Origin of the sequence: Catenulispora yoronensis, assembly GCF_039531695.1 — a bacterium.
GTDB lineage: Bacteria > Actinomycetota > Actinomycetes > Streptomycetales > Catenulisporaceae > Catenulispora > Catenulispora yoronensis.
In genome coordinates, this window is record NZ_BAAAQN010000085.1 from 1 (window position 1) to 19,268 (window position 19,268).

The following is a 19,268-nucleotide window of genomic DNA, read 5'->3' on the forward strand; positions in this document are numbered from 1 at the left end:
TTGAGCCGGGTGAGGTTGAGCATGTGTTGCGGTCGCATCCGGGGGTTGCGGCGGCGGTGGTGGATGGTCGGGATGTGGCTGGGGATCGCCGGTTGGTGGCGTGGCTGGTGCCGTCCGATCTTGGTGAAGGCATCGCCTCGGCGACCGATCTGCGCGCTTTTGTGGGTGGGCGGTTGCCGGAGTTCATGGTGCCGTCGGCGTTTATTGAGTTGGCTGCGATACCGCTGACTCCGAACGGCAAGATCGACCGCCGTGCACTTCCGGACCCCGATGGTGCCCGTCCGGAGCTGACGGCTTCGTTCGCGGCCCCGTCCACCCCGACCGAGGAGTTGCTTGCCGGGATCTGGGCTGAGGTTCTGGGGGTGGACCGTGTCGGTGCCGCTGACGGCTTCTTCGACCTGGGCGGGCATTCGTTGCTGGCCACCCGGCTGGTCTCGCGGATCCGCGCTGTGTTCGGGGTGGAGATGCCTTTGGCATCGGTGTTCGACGCGCCAACGGTCGCAGGACTGGCGGCCGTCATCGATGAGCAGGCTGGTTCGTCCTCGGCATCAGCCCCGCCGATCGTGCCGGTGGACCGAAACGGTCTGTTGCCGCTGTCCTTCGCCCAGCAACGCCTGTGGTTCCTGGACCAGCTGGAACCCGGATCGGTCGACTACAACGTCCCGATGCAGATCCGCTTCTCGGGCGAACTGGACACGACGGCGCTCCGCGCGGCACTGAACGCGCTCGTCGCCCGGCACGAGGTGCTGCGCACCCGCCTGCTCGCCGGTTCCGACGGCGTGCCGTATCAGCTCATCGACACGGCATCCGGGTTCGCTCTGGCCGAACTGGACGTCAGCACTGCGACCGACCCGGCGACGGCCGCCATCGACCGGATCGCCGCCGACGCGGTCACCCCCTTCGACCTGACCGCCGGCCCTTTGATTCGCGGCACCCTGATCCGCCTGGCCGTGGCCGATCACGTCCTGAGCCTGTGTATGCACCACGTGGTCTGCGACGAATGGTCGGCCGGTATTCTGCGCCGAGATCTCGCAGCCCTCTACGACGCATTCCACGACGGTGAGCCGTCGTCGGCCGCACTGCCCGCGCTGCCCGTTCAATACGCGGACTTCGCTGTCTGGCAGCGGGAGTGGCTGACCGGCACCGTGCTCGAAGAACAGCTCGACTATTGGCGCGACCGGCTGGCCGGGGCGCCGGTGCTGGAGCTGCCCACCGACCGCCCGCGCCCGGCGGTCCGGTCCTCGGCCGGCGCGGTGGTGGAGTTCGGAGTCCCCTCGGAAATCGCCGAGCGGTTGCGCGGCCTGTCCCGCGACTCCGGCACGACCATGTTCATGACCTTGTTCGCCGCGTTCACCGCGCTCCTGTCCCGCTACACCGGCCAGGACGACGTGGTGGCCGGAACGCTGGTGGGCAACCGGTCCCAGGCGCAGACCGAGGACCTGATCGGGTTCTTCGTCAATGCCCTGGTATTGCGGACCGACCTGTCCGGCGACCCGACGTTCACCGACCTGCTGTCCCGGGTCCGCAGCACCGCGCTGGGCGCCTATGCCCACCAGGATCTGCCGTTCGAGCAACTCGTTGAGGCGCTGGGAGTGGAGCGGGACAGGTCGCGGACCCCGCTGTTCCAGGTGTCGTTCAACTACCTCCAGCCCGATGACGCCCCCGAAATCGGCGACGCCGCCCAGGACCCGCTGTCCGTCCCGGCGGTCGTTTCGAAGGTCGATCTGACGCTGCACATGTCAGACCTCCGAGACGGCGGTCCGTCCTGCGGCCTGGAGTTCAGCACCGGTCTGTTCGACCGTTCGACCGTCGAGCGGATGGCCGACCACCTCGTCACGCTGCTGGCCGCGGTCGGGTCCGACCCTGGGCTGCGCCTCTCGCAGCTGCCGGTTCTCACCGCGCAAGAGTATGACCGGACCTTGCGCGCCTGGAACGACACCGAAGTGTCCACGCCCGCAGTCGGTGGAGTGCACGAGCAGATCGCCGCACGAGCCGCGCTGAGCCCAGAACTCACTGCGGTCGTCTGCGCCGATGCCTCGCTCACCTACGCCGAACTCGACCAGTGGGCCGACCGTCTGGCTCACCACCTCCGTGACCTGGGCGTCGGCCCGGACTCCATTGTCGGTCTGTGTCTCGAACGCGGTGTGGACATGGTCGCATCCGTCCTGGCGGTCTGGAAGGCCGGCGGCGCGTACCTGCCCCTGGATCCTGCCTTCCCACGCGACCGGCTGGCTTTCATGCTGGCCGACAGCGGGGCGGAGGTGGTCGTCGCGCATCGTGCGGTCGCGCCGGACTTCCTGACGGGCACGAGCACGAGCACAGATACAGACGCGAGCACAGAAACAGAAGCGACCACAGACCCGAGCCCGGCATCCACCACGGTCTGGCTGGACGATTCGCGGACCCGCGCCCTGATCGCGGCCGGTCCCGGCCCGGACCGCACCTCCGCGCCGCTCGACGTCCAAGTGCTGCCGGAGCAGGTCGCCTACGTCATCTACACCTCGGGATCCACCGGCCGCCCCAAGGGCGTGGAAGTGACCCACCGCGGACTGCTGAACCTCACTGTGGCGATGACTCCGGTCTTCGGGATCACGCCGGGCGAAGCGGTGTTGCAGTTCGCCTCCTTCAGCTTCGACGGGGCAGCGATGGACGTGGCGACGGTGCTCTCCGCAGGCGGGACCCTGATGGTGGCCACGTCCGCGGAGCGGGGCGACCCGGCACTGTTGGCGACGATGGCGCACGCCCGCGACGTGCGGGCGGCGAGCGTCCCGCCGTCGCTGCTCGGCGCGATCGACCCGGCGCGGGTCCCGGGAATACGGACACTGATCTCCGGCGCCGAGCGCACCACCGCGCAGACGGTTCAGGCCTGGGGGAGCCGCCGTCTGTTCAACGCCTACGGCCCGACGGAGACGACGGTCATCTCCACCACCGCCCGGTGCGATCCGGACGAGGACGCGGCGCCGCCGATCGGGCGGCCGCTCGACAACACGCGGGTCTTCGTCCTGGACCGGTCGCTGAACCCGGTGCCGGCCGGGGTCGCGGGGGAGCTGTTCATCGCCGGGTCCGGCGTGGCCCGGGGCTATCGGAACCGTGCGGTGCTGACGGCGGAGCGGTTCGTCGCCGATCCGTTCGCCGCCGACGGCTCGCGGATGTATCGCACCGGTGACCTGGTCCGGTGGCTTCCGGACGGCCGCCTGGACTTCCTCGGCCGTGCCGACGACCAGGTGAAGGTCCGCGGGTTCCGGATCGAGCCGGGTGAGGTCGAGGCCGTGCTGGAGGCCCATCCCGGGGTCCGGGCCGCGGTGGTGGCCCCGTTCGGTCGGGACGGCGCCCGGCGGCTGGCGGCGTACCTGGTGCCGGCCGATCATGCGCAGGGGATCCCGGACACCGGCGAGCTGCGGGCGTTCGCCGGGCAGCGGTTGCCGGACTACATGGTCCCGGCGGTGTTCGTGGAGATGGCGTCGCTGCCCCAGACGCCGAACGGGAAGGTCGACCGCAACGCGCTGCCGGAGCCGGACGGCATCCGGCCGGAATCCGCGCAGACGTTCGTCGCGCCGTCGACGCCCACGGAACAGCTCCTGGTCGGGATCTGGGCCGAGGTGCTGGGGTTGGATCGGGTGGGGGTGGGCGACGGGTTTTTTGATCTGGGTGGGCATTCGTTGTTGGCGACGCGGGTGGTGTCGCGGATCCGGGCGGTGTTCGGGGTCGAGGTGGCATTGGCTTCGTTGTTCGATGAGCCGACGGTGGCGGGTCTTGCTGCGGTCGTCGACAGCGCCGTGTCCGGATCCGGATCCGATTCCACGGCGCCGCTGGTGCCGGTGGTCCGTGACGGTTCGGTGCCGTTGCCTCTGTCGTTTGCGCAGCAGCGGTTGTGGTTCCTGGACCAGTTGGAGCCGGGGTCGGTGGAGTACAACGTGCCGATGCCGGTGCGGCTGCCTGGCGAGCTGGATCTTCTGGCGCTGCGAGCGGCGTTGGACGAGCTCGTCGCGCGCCACGAGGTGCTTCGCACGCGCCTGACGATCGGTTCCGACGGGATCGCCTATCAGACCATCGATCCAGCGGTGGGATTCGACCTGCCGGTGCTGGATCTCTCCGCAAACGGGGACGTCGCGTCGGCGGCCCGCGCTTTCCTCGCGGCCGACGCGGCGACCCCCTTCGACCTGGCGACGGGGCCGCTGATCCGGGGGACGCTGCTGCGGCTCGGCACCGACGATCACCTGCTGAGCCTGTGCATGCACCACGTGGTCTGCGACGAGTGGTCGGCGGGGATCCTGCGCCGCGAACTGGCGGCGTTGCTGGACGCCTTCCGCGCCGGCCTGCCCTCGCCGTTGGCGCCGCTGCCTGTGCAGTATGCGGACTTCGCGGTCTGGCAGCGGGACCGGCTGTCCGGTCCGGTCCTGGACGAGCAGCTGGGGTATTGGCGCGAGCGGTTGGCGGGCGCGCCGGTGTTGGAGCTGCCGACCGACCGGCCGCGTCCGGCGGTCCGTTCATCGGCCGGCGGGCTGGTCGAGTTCCGAATCCCGGTCGAGACGGCGGAGCGGTTGCGGCGGCTGGCGCGGGACTGCGACGCGACCATGTTCATGGTCACGTTCGCCGCGTTCACGGCGCTGTTGTCGCGGCACTCCGGTCAGGACGACGTCGTGGTCGGCACGCCGGTCGCGAACCGGAACCGGGCCGAGATCGAGGACCTGATCGGGTTCTTCGCCAACACGTTGGTGCTGCGCACCGATCTCGCGGGCGACCCGACGTTCACGGACTTGGTCGACCGGGTCCGCGCCGGGTCGCTGGACGCCTTCGCCCATCAGGATCTGCCGTTCGAGCGGCTGGTGGACGTGCTGCAACCCGAGCGCGACCGGTCTCGGACGCCGCTGTTCCAGGTGCTGTTCAACTACTTCTCCGACGTGGCGGAGGAGACGCAGGAGGCTGAGGGCGGGGACGACGGGCTGACGGAGGCGGTGCGGGCCAAGTTCGATCTGCGGCTGATGGTCGCCGAGATCGGGGACGGCCTGGCGGCGGCCTTGGAGTTCAGCACCGCGTTGTTCGATCGGTCGACGATCGAGCGGATGGCCCGGCGGTGGGTACTGCTGCTGGAGGCCGTGGCGGCCGACCCGGCGATGCGTGTGTCGGAGCAGCCGGTTCTGACCGCTGATGAGCGCCGGGCTTTGAGCGGTTGGAACGACACCGCGGCGCTGGTGCCGGCTGTCGGCGGGGTTCATGAGCTGATTGCGGTGCAGGCGGCCAAGCGTCCGGATGCGGTGGTGGTCGAGTCCGGCGGCGCTTCGCTGACCTATGCGGAGTTGGAGGTGGCGTCGAATCGGTTGGCGCGGCATCTGCGGGCGTTGGGTGTTGGTGCGGAGACGGTTGTGGGGCTGTGTTTGGAGCCGGGTGTGGACACGGTGGTGTCGGTTTTGGCGGTGTGGAAGGCCGGTGGCGCTTACTTGCCGCTGGATCCGGGCTTTCCGGTGGATCGTCTGGCGTTTCTGCTGGCTGATGGTGGTGTGTCGGTGGTGTTGGGTAGTGCCGATGCGGTTGGTGGTTTGCCTGCGGGTCGTATTCCGACTGTCCTGCTCGATGATCCCCTGACCCGGATGGTTATCGAGGCGCAGGACTCTGCGGGCCTTGATATGCCGGTGCTGCCGGATCAGGTCGCGTACGTGATCTACACCTCGGGTTCGACGGGTCGGCCGAAGGGTGTCCAGGTCACGCATCGCGGCTTGGTGGACTACATCTCCGGCGTGGCTGATCGGGTCGGCATTGGGGGAGTGGGGCGTAGCTACGGGTTGGTGCAGTCGGTGGTGACGGACTTCGCCAACACCATGGTGTTCACTTGTCTGGCTACTGGTGGTCGGTTGCGGATCCTGGCTGATGTTCAGGGTGCTGATGTTGACTATCTGAAGATCGTTCCCTCGCATCTGGCGGCACTCGCTGCCCAGGACAACCTCGCGGATCTGCTGCCTGCTCGAACCCTGATTCTCGGTGGCGAGGCAGCTTCACCAGGTCTGGTCCGTTCGCTCCTTGAACTGGCCGGGGACCGTCAGGTCGTCAATCACTACGGCCCGACCGAGGCCACCATCGGCGCGGCCGCCACGGTTCTCGACCTCGACGTAGTTGGTTCGGGTTCGGTGCCGATCGGTGCTGCGCTGCCGAATACCCGTCTGCATGTCCTGGACCGGTCGTTGCGCCCGGTGCCGACCGGTGTGGCAGGTGAGCTCTACATCGCTGGCACCGGTGTCGCGCGTGGCTATCGGCGTCGTCCTGGACTGACGGCTGAGCGGTTCCTCGCCGATCCGTTCGAGGGTGATGGTTCGCGGATGTATCGGACCGGTGACCGGGCTCGGTGGCGGGCCGATGGTCTGGTCGAGTTCCTGGGGCGGGTCGACGACCAGGTGAAGGTGCGCGGCTTCCGGATCGAGCCGGGTGAGGTCGAGGCTGTTCTGGCTGCGCATCCTGGCGTGTCGTCCGCTGTGGTCGTCGCCGATGGCGAGGGCGGCGATCGGCGCCTGGTGGCTTACCTGGTCCCTGCCGATCCGGACGCGGGGCTTCCCGCTGTCAGTGAGCTGCGAGCCTTCACCGGCCGGGGGCTGCCGGACCACATGGTCCCTGCGGTGTTCGTCGAGATATCGGCGATCCCGCGCACTCCCAACGGCAAGGTCGATCGCCATGCCCTGCCGGCGCCGGACGGCGTTCGCCCGGAGCTGACTGCCGCCTTCGCCTCACCGTCGACTCCTACCGAGGAACTTCTGGCCGGTGTCTGGGCGGAAGTCCTCGGCCTGGACCGGGTCGGCGTGACCGACGACTTCTTCGATCTCGGCGGCCACTCCCTGCTCGCGACGCGCGTCGTGTCCCGCATCCGAGCCGTCCTCGGCGTCGAGATCGCCCTCGCCGACCTGTTCGATCAGCCCACCGTGACTGGCCTGACCGGTGTGATCGAGCGAACCGGCACGGGGCGGAGGACGCCGTCGATCGTCTCGGTATCCCGCGACCGCCGGTTGCCGTTGTCGTTCGCCCAGCAGCGGTTGTGGTTCCTGGACCGGCTGGAGCCGGGATCCGCCGAGTACAACGTGCCGCGACCGCTGCGTCTGCGCGGTGAGCTGGACGTCGAGGCGTTGCGCGCCGCACTGGTGGCGATCGTCGAACGGCACGAGGTGTTGCGGACCCGCCTGGTCGCGGATGCCGACGGTGATGCGCATCAGATCATTGATTCCACGATCGGGTTCGACCTGCCGCTGCTGGACCTGTCCGCCGAAACCGACCCGCTGGGCGCCGCCGACGACCTGGTGGCCGCGGACGCGGTGACGCCTTTCGATCTGGCCGCCGGGCCGCTGATGCGCGGCACCTTGCTGCGTCTCGGGCCGGGTGATCACGTGCTAAGTCTGTGTATGCATCACGTGGTCTCCGACGAGTGGTCGGCCGGGATCTTGAGTCGCGAGCTCGCAGCCCTCTACGACGCGTTCTGTCAGGGTCGGCCGTCGCCGCTGGCGCCGCTGGCCGTGCAGTACGCCGACTTCGCGGTGTGGCAGCGGGAACGACTTACCGGTTCGATCCTCGACGAGCAGCTCCGCTACTGGCGCGAGCGGCTGGCCGGGGCGCCGGTGCTGGAGCTGCCGAGCGACCGGCCGCGTCCGGCGGTCCGCTCGTCGGCCGGTGGAGTGGTCGAGTTCCGCGTCCCTCCGGAGACCGCCGAGCGGTTGCGGAAGCTGTGCCGCGATTCCGGCACGACGATGTTCATGACCCTGTTTGCCGCGTTCACCGCGCTCCTGTCCCGCTACACCGGCCAGGACGACATCGTCATCGGGACTCCGATCGCGAACCGGAACCGGGCCGAGACCGAGGACCTCATCGGCTGTTTCCTGAACACGCTGGTGCTGCGCTCGGACCTGAGCGACGATCCGCGGTTCACCGAGCTCGTCGGCCAGGTGCGGGCGGCGGCGCTGGGCGGGTACGGCCACCAGGACCTGCCGTTCGAGCAGCTGGTCGACGCGCTCCAGCCGGAGCGCGACCGGTCGCGCACCCCGCTGTTCCAGGTGTTGTTCGACTACGGTCCCGGCGACGACGGCCGGCCGGCCCTCGGCGATGTGGTGGTGTCCGGGATGGACGCCGGACTGCGCATCGCGAAGTTCGATCTCGCCGTCGGGCTGGTCGAGGCGGAGGACGGCGGTCTGGCCGGCGGCATGGAGTACAGCAGCGTTCTGTTCGACGCCGCCAGGATCGAGCGCTTGACCGGACACTTGCTGGTGGTGCTGGACGCCCTCGCCGGTGACCCGGGGCTCAGGGTCTCGGAGCTGCCGGTGCTGACCGGTGGCGAGTACCAGGCACTGGCCGGTTGGAACACCACTGACGTGCAGGTCCCCGGTGTCGGCGGCGTGCAGGAGTTGATCGCGGCGCAGGCCGTGGCGCGTCCGGACGTGGTGGCGGTCACGGGTGGCGATGTGTCGCTGACGTATGCGGAGCTGGAGGCGGAGTCGGACCGGTTGGCGCGGCATCTTCGCACGTTGGGTGTGGGTGCTGAGTCGGTGGTGGCTTTGTGTCTGAGTCGCGGTGTGGATTTGGTGGTGGCGTGTTTGGCGGTGTGGAAGGCCGGTGGGGCGTTCCTTCCGCTGGATGCTGATTATCCGGTGGATCGGTTGTCGTTCATGCTGGCTGATTCTGGGGTGTCGTTGCTGGTCGGGCACCGGTCGATCGTTCCGGATAGTGTGGCGGAGCAGGTCCCTGCGGCGGTGTGGCTTGATGATCCGGAGGTTGTGGCGCGGATCGTGGCGGAGTCGTCGGCTGCTCTGTCAGCCATTACTTCGCCGGATCAGGCTGCTTATGTGATCTACACCTCGGGGTCGACAGGTCGGCCCAAGGGTGTGGTGGTGTCGCAGGGCTCGTTGGTGAATCTGCTGGATTCGATGGCTGGTCGTCCGGGTTTGTCGTCGGGTGATGTGGCTGTGGCGGTGACGACGTTCGGGTTCGATATCGCGGGTCTGGAGTTGTTCGGGCCGTTGATGGTGGGGGCGCGGTTGGTGGTGGCCGAGTCGCCGCAAGCGGTGCCGGGGCTGTTGGCCGCAACGGGTGCTGGTTGGGTGCAGGCGACGCCATCAACGTGGCGGATGCTGCTGGATGACGGTTGGGTTCCGTCGCCGGGCCTGCGGGTGTTGTGTGGCGGTGAGGCGCTGCCGCCGAGTCTGGCTGATGAGCTGGTCGGCGCCGGTGTCGAGTTGTGGAACATGTACGGCCCGACCGAGACGACGATCTGGTCTTCGTGTATCGAAGTCCGTCCCGGTGAAGCGGTGTCGCTCGGTCATCCCATCGCCAACACGCGCCTGCATGTCCTGGACCGTCATCTGAACCCGGTGCCGGTTGGCGTAACCGGCGAGCTGTTCATCGCTGGCTTCGGCCTGGCCCGCGGCTACCTCAACCGGCCTGGGTTGACCGCAGAACGCTTCATCCCGGATCCGTCCGCCGACGATGGTTCGCGGATGTATCGCACCGGCGATCTGGTGAGCCGGCGTGCCGATGGCGAACTGGAGTTCCTGGGCCGGGTCGATGAGCAGGTGAAGGTCCGCGGATTCCGGATCGAGCCTGGCGAGATCGAGGCCGCGTTGACCTCGCACCCAGCCGTGCACTCGGCCGTCGTCACCCCGACGACCGGCGGTGCCGACCCCGACCGCCGGCTGGTGGCCTACCTCGTCCCGTCCGATCCGGACGCGGGCATCCCACCGATCGGCGACCTGCGTTCAGCTCTGCGCGAGACTCTGCCGGACTACATGATCCCTGCGCTGTTCGTCGAGCTGTCGGAGCTCCCCTACACGCCGAACGGCAAGGTGGACCGTAAGGCCCTGCCTCGGCCCGACGGCATCGGGTCGCAGACCACCGACACGTTCACCGAACCGTCCACCCCCACCCAAGAACTCCTGGCGGGCATCTGGGCCGAGGTCCTCGGCCTGGACCGGGTCGGTGTCACCGACAACTTCTTCGACCTCGGCGGCCACTCGCTCCTCGCGACGCGAGTGCTGTCCCGGATCCGCGCGGCGTTCGGCGTCGAGGTGGCGTTGGCCGCCCTGTTCGACGGACCGACCGTCGCAGCCCTCGCCGATGTGATCGAAGCCCGGATCCGCGACGAGATCGAGCACATGTCCGAAGACGAAGCACTCGCGTTTCTGGCGGCGGATCTCCAGGACGAGGAGCCTGACGAGGGCGGGGTCTGGCAGTGACCGGCACATCGAATCCGAACAGCGGCCCCGCCCTGCTCGACGAGCTCGAAGCGCGAGGCGCGCGGGTCTTCCTCACCGACGGCCGGCTGCGGCTCGTCGCGCCGAAGGGCGCGGTGACCGAGGAGCTCAAGCTCCGGTTGCGGAACTACCGCGAGGAACTCGTTGCGCTGCTTCAGAAGCGCGATGCCGAGCGCGGCGCGTCCGACCTCGACGGTCCCGACCGCGACAGCGGCGAGGAGTCGCCGATCAGGCCGGTGGCCCGCGACGGTTCGCTGCCGTTGCCGCTGTCGTTCGCCCAGCAGCGACTGTGGTTCCTGGACCAGCTGCAGCCGGGCTCGGTCGAGTACAACGTTCCGACCCCGGTTCGGCTGTCCGGTGCGATGGACGTCGCGGCGCTGCGAGCGGCGTTGACGGCGATCGTCGAGCGCCACGAGGTGCTGCGCACGCGTCTGGTGGCCGCCGCCGATGGTGTCGCGTACCAGATGATCGAGCCGTCGGCGGAGTTCGGCCTGCCGCTGCTGGACGTGTCCGCCGAGCCCGATCCGGTGGCGGCCGCCAGCGATGTGGTGGCCGCGGAGACGACGGCGCTGTTCGATCTGGCGGCCGGACCGCTGATCCGCGGAACCCTGATACGCCTCGGCCCGGACGATCACATTCTGAGCCTGTGCGTCCATCACGTGGTCTATGACGAGTGGTCGGCGGGGATCCTGCGCCATGAGCTCGGGGTGTTGTACGACGCTTTCCGTGCCGGCCGGCCGTCGCCGCTGCCGCCGCTCGCTGTGCAGTATGCGGACTTCGCGGTGTGGCAGCGGCGGTGGTTGACCGGCCAGGTGCTGGACGAGCAGTTGGAATACTGGAAGGGTCGGTTGGCGGGCGCGCCGACGCTGGAGCTGCCGACGGACCGGCCGCGTTCCGCGCTGCGTTCGTACGCCGGTGACGCGGTCGCGTTCGAAATCTCGGTGGAGGCGGCGGAGCGGCTGCGGGCGTTGGCGCGCGATCGCGGCGCGACCATGTTCATGGTGCTGTTCGCGGCGTTCACCTCGCTCTTGGCACGATATGCCGACCAGGACGACGTGCTGGTCGGCACGCCGGTGGCGAACCGGAACCGGGCCGAGACCGAGGATCTGATCGGGTTCTTCGTCAACACTCTGGTGTTGCGCACCGATCTGAGCGGCGACCCGACGTTCGCCGAGCTGGTCGGCCGGGTGCGCGGCGCGTCGCTGGGGGCCTATTCGCACCAGGACCTGCCGTTCGAGCAGCTGGTGGACGCGCTCGGGGTGGAGCGGGACCGGTCTCGGACGCCGCTGTTCCAGGTGATCTTCAACTATGACCCCGAGGCCCCGGACGACGGTGGGGCTGTCGCCGAGTGGACCGGGGACGGCGGTTCGGGAACGTCTTCGTCGGCGGAGGCGTCGAGCGGGATCCGCGTCAAGTTCGACCTGCGGCTGATGGTGGTGGACGGCGGCGCCGGGCTGGCGGCGGCCTTGGAGTTCAGCACCGCATTGTTCGATCGGTCGACGATCGAGCGGATGGCCGGACATCTGGTATCGCTGGTGGACGCCGTCGCGGCCGATCCGGCGGTGCGCGTGTCGGAGCTGCCGCTGCTCGGTTCCGACGAGCGCCGGGCTTTGAGCGGTTGGAACGACACTGCGGCGCAGGCGCTGGTGCCGACAGTTGGCGGGGTGCATGAGCTGATCGCGGCGCAGGCGGCTGAGTGTCCTGATGCGGTGGCGGTCGAGTCCGGCAGCGAGTCGCTGACGTATGCGGAGGTGGAGGCGGCGTCGAATCGGTTGGCGCGGCATCTGCGGGCGTCGGGTGTCGGTGCGGAGACGGTCGTGGGGCTGTGTTTGGAGCCGGGTCTGGACACTGTTGTGTCGATTTTGGCGGTGTGGAAGGCCGGCGGTGCCTACCTGCCGTTGGATCCGGGCTTCCCGGTGGATCGTCTGGCGTTTCTGCTGGCTGATGGTGGTGTGTCGGTGGTGTTGGGGAGTGCCGATGCGGTCGGTGATCTGCCTGCGGGTCGTATTCCGATCATCGTGCTGGATGACCTGATGACTCGGATGCTGATCGAGGCACAGGACTCTGCGGCGCTTGATGCGCCGGTGCTGCCGGATCAGGTCGCGTACGTGATCTACACCTCCGGCTCGACCGGTCGGCCGAAGGGTGTGCAGGTCACGCACCGCGGCTTGATCGACTACATCTCCGGCGTGGCCGATCGGGTTGGTATTGGCGGTGTCGGGCGCAGCTACGGACTGATGCAGTCGGTGGTGACGGACTTCGCCAACACGATGGTGTTCACTTGCCTGGCCACCGGTGGCTGTCTACGGATCTCAGCCGATGCACAGGGTGCTGATGTCGACTATCTGAAGATAGTCCCCTCACATCTGGCGGCGCTCGCAGCCCAGGACAACCTCACGGATCTGCTGCCTGCTCGAACCCTGATTCTCGGCGGCGAGGCAGCCTCGCCGGAGCTGGTCCGCTCGCTGCTGGAGCAGGCCGGGGATCGTCAGATTGTCAACCATTACGGTCCGACCGAGGCCACCATCGGTGCGGCCGCCACGGTTCTCGCTACGACCATCGTCGGCTCTGGTTCGGTGCCGATCGGTGCCCCGCTGCCGAACACCCGCCTGCACGTCCTGGACCGATCGCTGAGTCCGGTGCCCGTGGGCGTGCCGGGTGAGCTTTACATTGCCGGTCCGGGTGTAGCGCGTGGCTATCGCCGCCGTCCTGGTCTGACAGCTGAGCGGTTTGTCGCTGATCCGTTCGCCGACGACGGTTCGCGGATGTATCGCACTGGTGATCGGGCTCGGTGGCGTCCTGACGGTCTGGTCGAGTTCCTGGGCCGGGTCGACGACCAGGTGAAGGTGCGCGGCTTCCGGATCGAGCCGGGTGAGGTCGAGGCCGTCCTGACGACCCATCCCGCAGTGTCGTCCGCTGTGGTGGTTGCTGATGGTGACGGCAGTGATCGACGCCTGGTGGCCTACCTGGTAACCGCCCTCCCGGACGCCGGGCTACCAGCTGTCAGTGAGCTGCGAGCCTTCACCGGCAAGCGACTGCCGGACCACATGGTCCCGGCGGTGTTCGTCGAGATATCGGCGATTCCTCGCACCCCCAACGGCAAAGTCGATCGCAAATCCCTGCCATCCCCCGACGGCGTCCGCCCCGACCTGGCTGCCGCCTTCACCGCGCCCGCCACCCCCACCGAGGAGCTTCTCGCCGGAATCTGGGCCGAGGTCCTCGGTCTGGACCGGGTCGGTGCGACCGACGACTTCTTCGACCTGGGCGGCCACTCGTTGCTCGCGACCCGCGTCGTGTCGCGCATCCGAGCCGTTTTCGACGTCGAGATCGCCCTTGCCGAAATCTTCGACCAGCCCACCGTCACCGGCCTCGCCGCCGCGATCGACACCGCCGGCCCGGCGGCCTCGTCGTCCGCGCCGCCGATCACCCCGGTCAGCCGCGACGGCTCGGTGCCCCTGCTTCTGTCCTTCGCCCAGCAGCGGCTGTGGTTCCTGGACCAGCTGGAGCCGGGCTCGGCCGAGTACAACACGCCGATCCCGATCCGCCTGACCGGCGAGGTGGACGTCGTCGCACTCCGAGCCGCCCTGACCTTCCTCGTCGAGCGCCACGAAGTGCTGCGCACCCGGCTCGTCGCGGACGCCGACGGCGTTGCGCATCAGATCATCGACCCGCCGCACGGCTTCGCCCTGCCGCTGCTGGACCTGTCCACCGAGCCGGACCCGGCGTCGGCCGCCGGCGCACTGATCGCCACCGACGCCGTGACCCCGTTCGACCTGGCCACCGGTCCGCTGATCCGGGGCACGCTGCTGCGCCTGGCCGCCGAGGATCACGTGCTGAGCCTGTGCACCCACCACGTCGTCTTCGACGAGTGGTCGGCAGGCATCCTGCGTCGCGAGCTCGCAGCCGTCTACGGCGCGTTCCACAACGGCGAGCCCGCCGCGCTGGCTCCCTTGCCGGTGCAGTACGCCGACTTCGCCGTGTGGCAGCGGGACTGGCTGTCCGGCCCGGTGCTGCAAGCCCAGCTCGATTACTGGCGCGAGCAGTTGTCCGGCGCGCCGGTGCTGGAACTGCCCACCGATCGGCCGCGTTCGACGGATCGCTCCGCACCGGCCGCGACGATCGACTTCGCGGTGCCCGACGAGGTCACGGCCCGGTTGCGCGCGCTGTCCCGGGATTCCGACACGACGATGTTCATGGTCGTGTTCGCGGCCTTCACGGTGCTGCTGGCGCGCTACTCCGGTCAGGACGATGTCGCCGTCGGCACGCCGGTCGCGAACCGGAACCGGGCCGAGGTCGAGGGGCTGATCGGGTTCTTCGTCAACACCCTGGTTCTGCGGACCGATCTGCGCGACGACCCGGCGTTCACCGACCTGCTGGCCCGGGTGCGGGACGTCGCGCTGGCCGCCTTCGACCACCAGGACCTACCGTTCGATCATCTGGTGGACGCGTTGCAGCCGGACCGGGACCGGTCGCGGACGCCGCTGTTCCAGGCGCTGTTCAACTACGCCCGGGCCGGCGCCGACGAGAACGCGGGCGGTCCGTCCGGCGCGGACGATGCCGTGCCGGACGCCGAGCCGGCGATCCCGGCGAAGTTCGATCTGACCCTGACCGTCGTCGAGTCCGACGAGGGTGACAGGGGACTGTCGGGAGCGGTGGAGTTCAGTACGGGACTGTTCGACCGGTCGACCGTCGAGCGCATGGTGGCGCATCTGCTCGGGTTGCTGGCCGCCGCGGCGGCCGATCCGGGGCTGCGGGTGTCCGAGTTCGCAGTCCTCGACGAGGTCGAGCGGCGCAAGGTGCTGATGGAATGGAACGCGACCGATGTGCCGGTGCCCGACGTCGCGGGTGTTCACGAGCTGATTGCTGCTCACGCCGCGGTGGCTTCGGATGCGGTCGCAGTGGTGTGCGACGGCGTGTCGTTGACGTATGCGGAGCTGGACGCCGCGTCGAACCGATTGGCGAGTCACTTCCGAACGTTCGGCGTGGGTGCTGAGGCGGTGGTGGGGCTGTGTCTGGGGCGTGGTGTGGACATGGTCGTGGCGGTGGTGGCTGTGTGGAAGGCGGGTGGTGCGTATCTGCCGCTCGATCCGGCGTATCCGGCGGAACGGTTGTCGTTCATGCTCAGCGATTCCGGCGCGTCGTTGCTGGTGACGCAAGGTGCGGCGGCGATGCGGCTGGAGTCGAGTCCTGATGTGCCGGTGGTGTGGCTGGACGATCCGGCAACGGTGGCCCGGATTGCCGCCGAGTCGTCCGTCGCCTCGCAGACGATCGTGGCGCCGGATCAGGCTGCTTATGTGATCTACACCTCCGGCTCCACTGGTCGGCCGAAGGGTGTGCAGTTGGGTCATCGCGGTTTGGTGAGCCTGGTTGGTGCGCAGCGTGCTGCGTTGGGTGTCGGCGGTGGTTCGGATGTGGTGTTGGGGTTTGCACCGTTCACGTTTGATGCCTCGGTGTGGGAGCTGGTGATGGCTCTGGGCTGGGGTGGCTGTTTGGTGGTGGCTTCCGAGCAGGAGCGTGGGGAACCGGCGCGGTTGTCCGGGTTGGTTACGGACGCGGGTGTGACGGTGGCGACGGTGCCGCCTTCTCTGCTGGGGGTGCTTCAGCCTGCTGATCTGGCTGGTGTGCGGGTTTTGGTGACCGCTGGGGAGCGTCTGGGTTCTGAGTTGGCGGCGCGCTGGTCGCCGGGTCGGCGTCTGTTTAATGCGTATGGTCCGACTGAGGTCACGGTGTGTGCGTCCGTTGCGGAGTGCGATCCGGTCGACGGTATGGCTCCGCCTATCGGTGGTCCGATCGGGAACATGCGTGTGTTTGTGCTTGATCGGCATTTGAGTCCGGTGCCGGTTGGTGTGGCGGGGGAGTTGTTCGTTGCCGGAGCCGGTGTGGCGCGTGGCTACCGTCGTCGTGCGGCCCTGACGGCTGAGCGGTTTGTTGCCGATCCGTTCGCGGGTGATGGTTCGCGGATGTATCGCACTGGTGATGTGGTCCGCTGGCGTGCTGATGGTCAGCTGGAGTTCCTGGGCCGTGTCGATGAGCAGGTGAAGGTCCGCGGCTTCCGCATCGAACCGGGCGAGATCGAGGCCGTGCTGACCGAGCACCCCGGCGTCGCTTCGGCAGTGGTGGCCGCCTATGGACCGGATCAGGACCGCCGCCTTGTCGGGTACCTGGTGCCCGCTGACCAGGCCGAAGGCATCCCCCTCACCGCCGATCTGCGGTCCTTCTCCCGGGACCGGCTTCCCGAGCACCTGATCCCGGCGGTGTTCGTCGAGATCGCCGCGATTCCCCTGACCCGCAACGGAAAAGTCGACCGCGGCGCCCTGCCGGTGCCGGACGGCGTCCGGCCGGACGCGGCCACCGGGTTCGTGGCGGCGCGGACGCCGACTGAAGAGATCCTCGCGGGCGTCTGGGCCGACGTCCTCGGCGTGGACCGGGTCGGCGTGGCCGACGACTTCTTCGAGCTCGGTGGCCACTCGCTCCTTGCGACCCGGGTGATGTCCCGGATCCGGGCGGTGTTCGAGGCCGAGATCCCGTTGGCGGCCTTGTTCGATGAGCCCACGGTGGCAGGCCTGGCCGCCGTCGTCGACGCGACCGGGCGGAGCGCGCCGCCCGCTCCGCCGATCGTGCCGGTGCGCCGGGACGGCGCGGTGCCGTTGCCGCTGTCGTTCGGCCAGCAGCGGCTGTGGTTCCTGGACCGGTTGGAACCGGGATCGGTGGAGTACAACATCCCGGTCGGGCTGCACCTGACGGGAGAGCTCGACGTCGCGGCCCTGCGTGCGGCGTTGGACGCGCTGTCGGAGCGCCACGAAGTGCTGCGGACGCGTCTGGTCGCGGACGCCGGCGGGCTGGCGTGCCAGATCGTCGATCCCGCGGCCGGGTTCGCCCTGGCGGAGGTGGACGTCAGCGGCGCTCCCGATCCGATGGCGGCGGCGGGCGACGTCGTGGCGGCCGATGCCGTGGTCCCGTTCGATCTGGCGGTCGGCCCGCTGATCCGCGGCACGCTGCTCCGCCTCCGCCCGGACGAGCACGTGCTGAGCCTGTGCATGCACCACGTCATCGCCGATGAGTGGTCCGGCGTGATCCTGCGCCGCGAGCTCTCAATGCTCTACGACGCGTTCCGGAACGACAAACCGTCGCCGCTGGCGCCGCTGCCTGTGCAGTATGCGGACTTCGCGGTCTGGCAGCGCGAACGGCTGTCCGGTCCGGTCCTCGATGAGCAGCTGGCCTTTTGGCGGGAACGCCTGTCCGGCGCGCCGCTGCTGGAACTGCCGACCGACCGGCCGCGTCCGGCGGTCCGGTCCTCGGCCGGCGGTGCCGTCCCGTTCGAGGTGCCCGCCGACGTCGCCGAACGGCTGCGCGCGTTGTCGCGGCACTGCGGCGCGACGATGTTCATGACACTGTTCGCGGCCTTCGCCGCACTGCTGTCTCGGCACAGCGGTCAGGACGACGTGGTGGTCGGTACTCCGGTGGCGAACCGGAACCGGGCCGAGACCGAGGATCTGATCGGCTTCTTCGTCAACACTCTGGTGTTGCGCACCGATCTGAGCGGCGACCCGACGTTCGCCGAGCTGGTCGGCCGGGTGCGGGGCGGGGCGCTGGACGCGTACGGCCACCAGGACCTGCCGTTCGAGCAGCTGGTGGAGGCGCTCGGGGTGGAGCGGGACCGGTCTCGGACGCCGCTGTTCCAGGTGATCTTCAACTACGATCCTGCGGCGCCGGATCAAGGGCCGCCGCCGGGGGACCCGTCGTCGCGGGAGCAGGGGCGGCGGCCGGGGGAGTCACCGTCGCCGGAGCTGTCGACCGGGGTGCGTGCGAAGTTCGATCTGCGCCTGGTCCTCGCGGAACGTCCGGCCGGCCTGGCCGGGGAGGCGGAGTTCAGCGCGGCCTTGTTCGACGAGACCACGGTGCGACGGCTGGCCACCCGGCTGGTCGAGCTGCTGGCGGCGGTCGCGGCCGACCCGGGGCTGCGGATATCGGAGCTGCCGGTCGTCACGGCGGATGAGCAGTTGGCGCTGGCGGCGTGGAACCACACCGCGGTGCCGGTTCCTGGCGCGGCCGGGGTGCACGAGTTGGTCGCGGCGCAGGCGGTCGAACGTCCGGGTGCGGTGGCGGTCGAGTCCGGCGGCACTTCGCTGACCTATGCGGAGGTGGATGCGGCGTCGAGTCGGTTGGCGCGGCATCTGCGGGCGTTGGGTGTTGGTGCGGAGACGGTTGTGGGGCTGTGTTTGGAGCCGGGTCTGGACACGGTGGTGTCGATTTTGGCCGTATGGAAGGCCGGCGGCGCTTACTTGCCGCTCGACCCGGGATTTCCGGTGGATCGTCTGGCGTTTTTGCTGGCTGATGGTGGTGTGTCGGTGGTGTTGGGCAGCACCGATGCGGTTGGTGGTTTGCCTGCGGGTCGTATTCCGACTGTCCTGCTGGATGATCCTCTGACCCGGATGGTTATCGAGGCGCAGGACTCTGCGGGCCTTGATGCGCCGGTGCTGCCGGATCAGGTCGCGTACGTGATCTACACCTCGGGTTCGACGGGTCGGCCGAAGGGTGTGCAGGTCACGCACCGCGGCTTGATCGACTACATCTCCGGCGTGGCTGATCGGGTTGGTATCGGCGGTGTGGGGCGCAGCTACGGACTGATGCAGTCGGTGGTGACGGACTTCGCCAACACCATGGTGTTCACTTGTCTGGCCACGGGTGGTCGGCTGCGGATCCTGGCTGATGTGCAGGGTGCTGATGTCGACTATCTGAAGATCGTTCCGTCGCATCTGGCGGCGCTCGCGAGCGAAAGCAGCCTGGCAGGCCTATTGCCTGCTCGAAGCCTGATTCTCGGCGGCGAGGCAACTTCGCCGGAGCTGGTCCGTTCGCTGCTGGAGCAGGCTGGGGACCGTCAGGTCGTCAACCACTATGGCCCGACCGAGGCCACCATCGGTGCCGCCGCCACAGTTCTCGACGCAACCATCGTCGGCTCGGGCTCGGTACCGATCGGCGCTCCGCTGCCGAATACCCGTCTGTATGTTCTGGATCGGTCGTTGCGCCCGGTGCCGATCGGTGTGGCAGGTGAGC

General features: G+C 68.8%; 2 protein-coding genes (1 of these 2 running past the window's edge). Both read left to right on the top strand.

Features of this window, described 5'->3' with window-relative positions:
* Window positions 1–23: 23 nt before the first annotated feature.
* On the top strand, window positions 24–10,196 hold the full coding sequence (locus ABD481_RS42275; RefSeq protein ID WP_344671554.1) for an amino acid adenylation domain-containing protein: 10,173 nt from the start codon (window positions 24–26) through the stop codon (window positions 10,194–10,196).
* Window positions 10,193–19,268: the 5' portion of a non-ribosomal peptide synthase/polyketide synthase gene (locus ABD481_RS42280; RefSeq protein ID WP_344671555.1), read on the top strand. Its footprint extends 7,847 nt past the window's final position; 9,076 of the gene's 16,923 nt are visible here — the first part of the coding sequence; it begins with the start codon at window positions 10,193–10,195; the stop codon falls past the right edge of the window. The genes ABD481_RS42275 and ABD481_RS42280 overlap by 4 nt, the downstream gene beginning before the upstream one ends.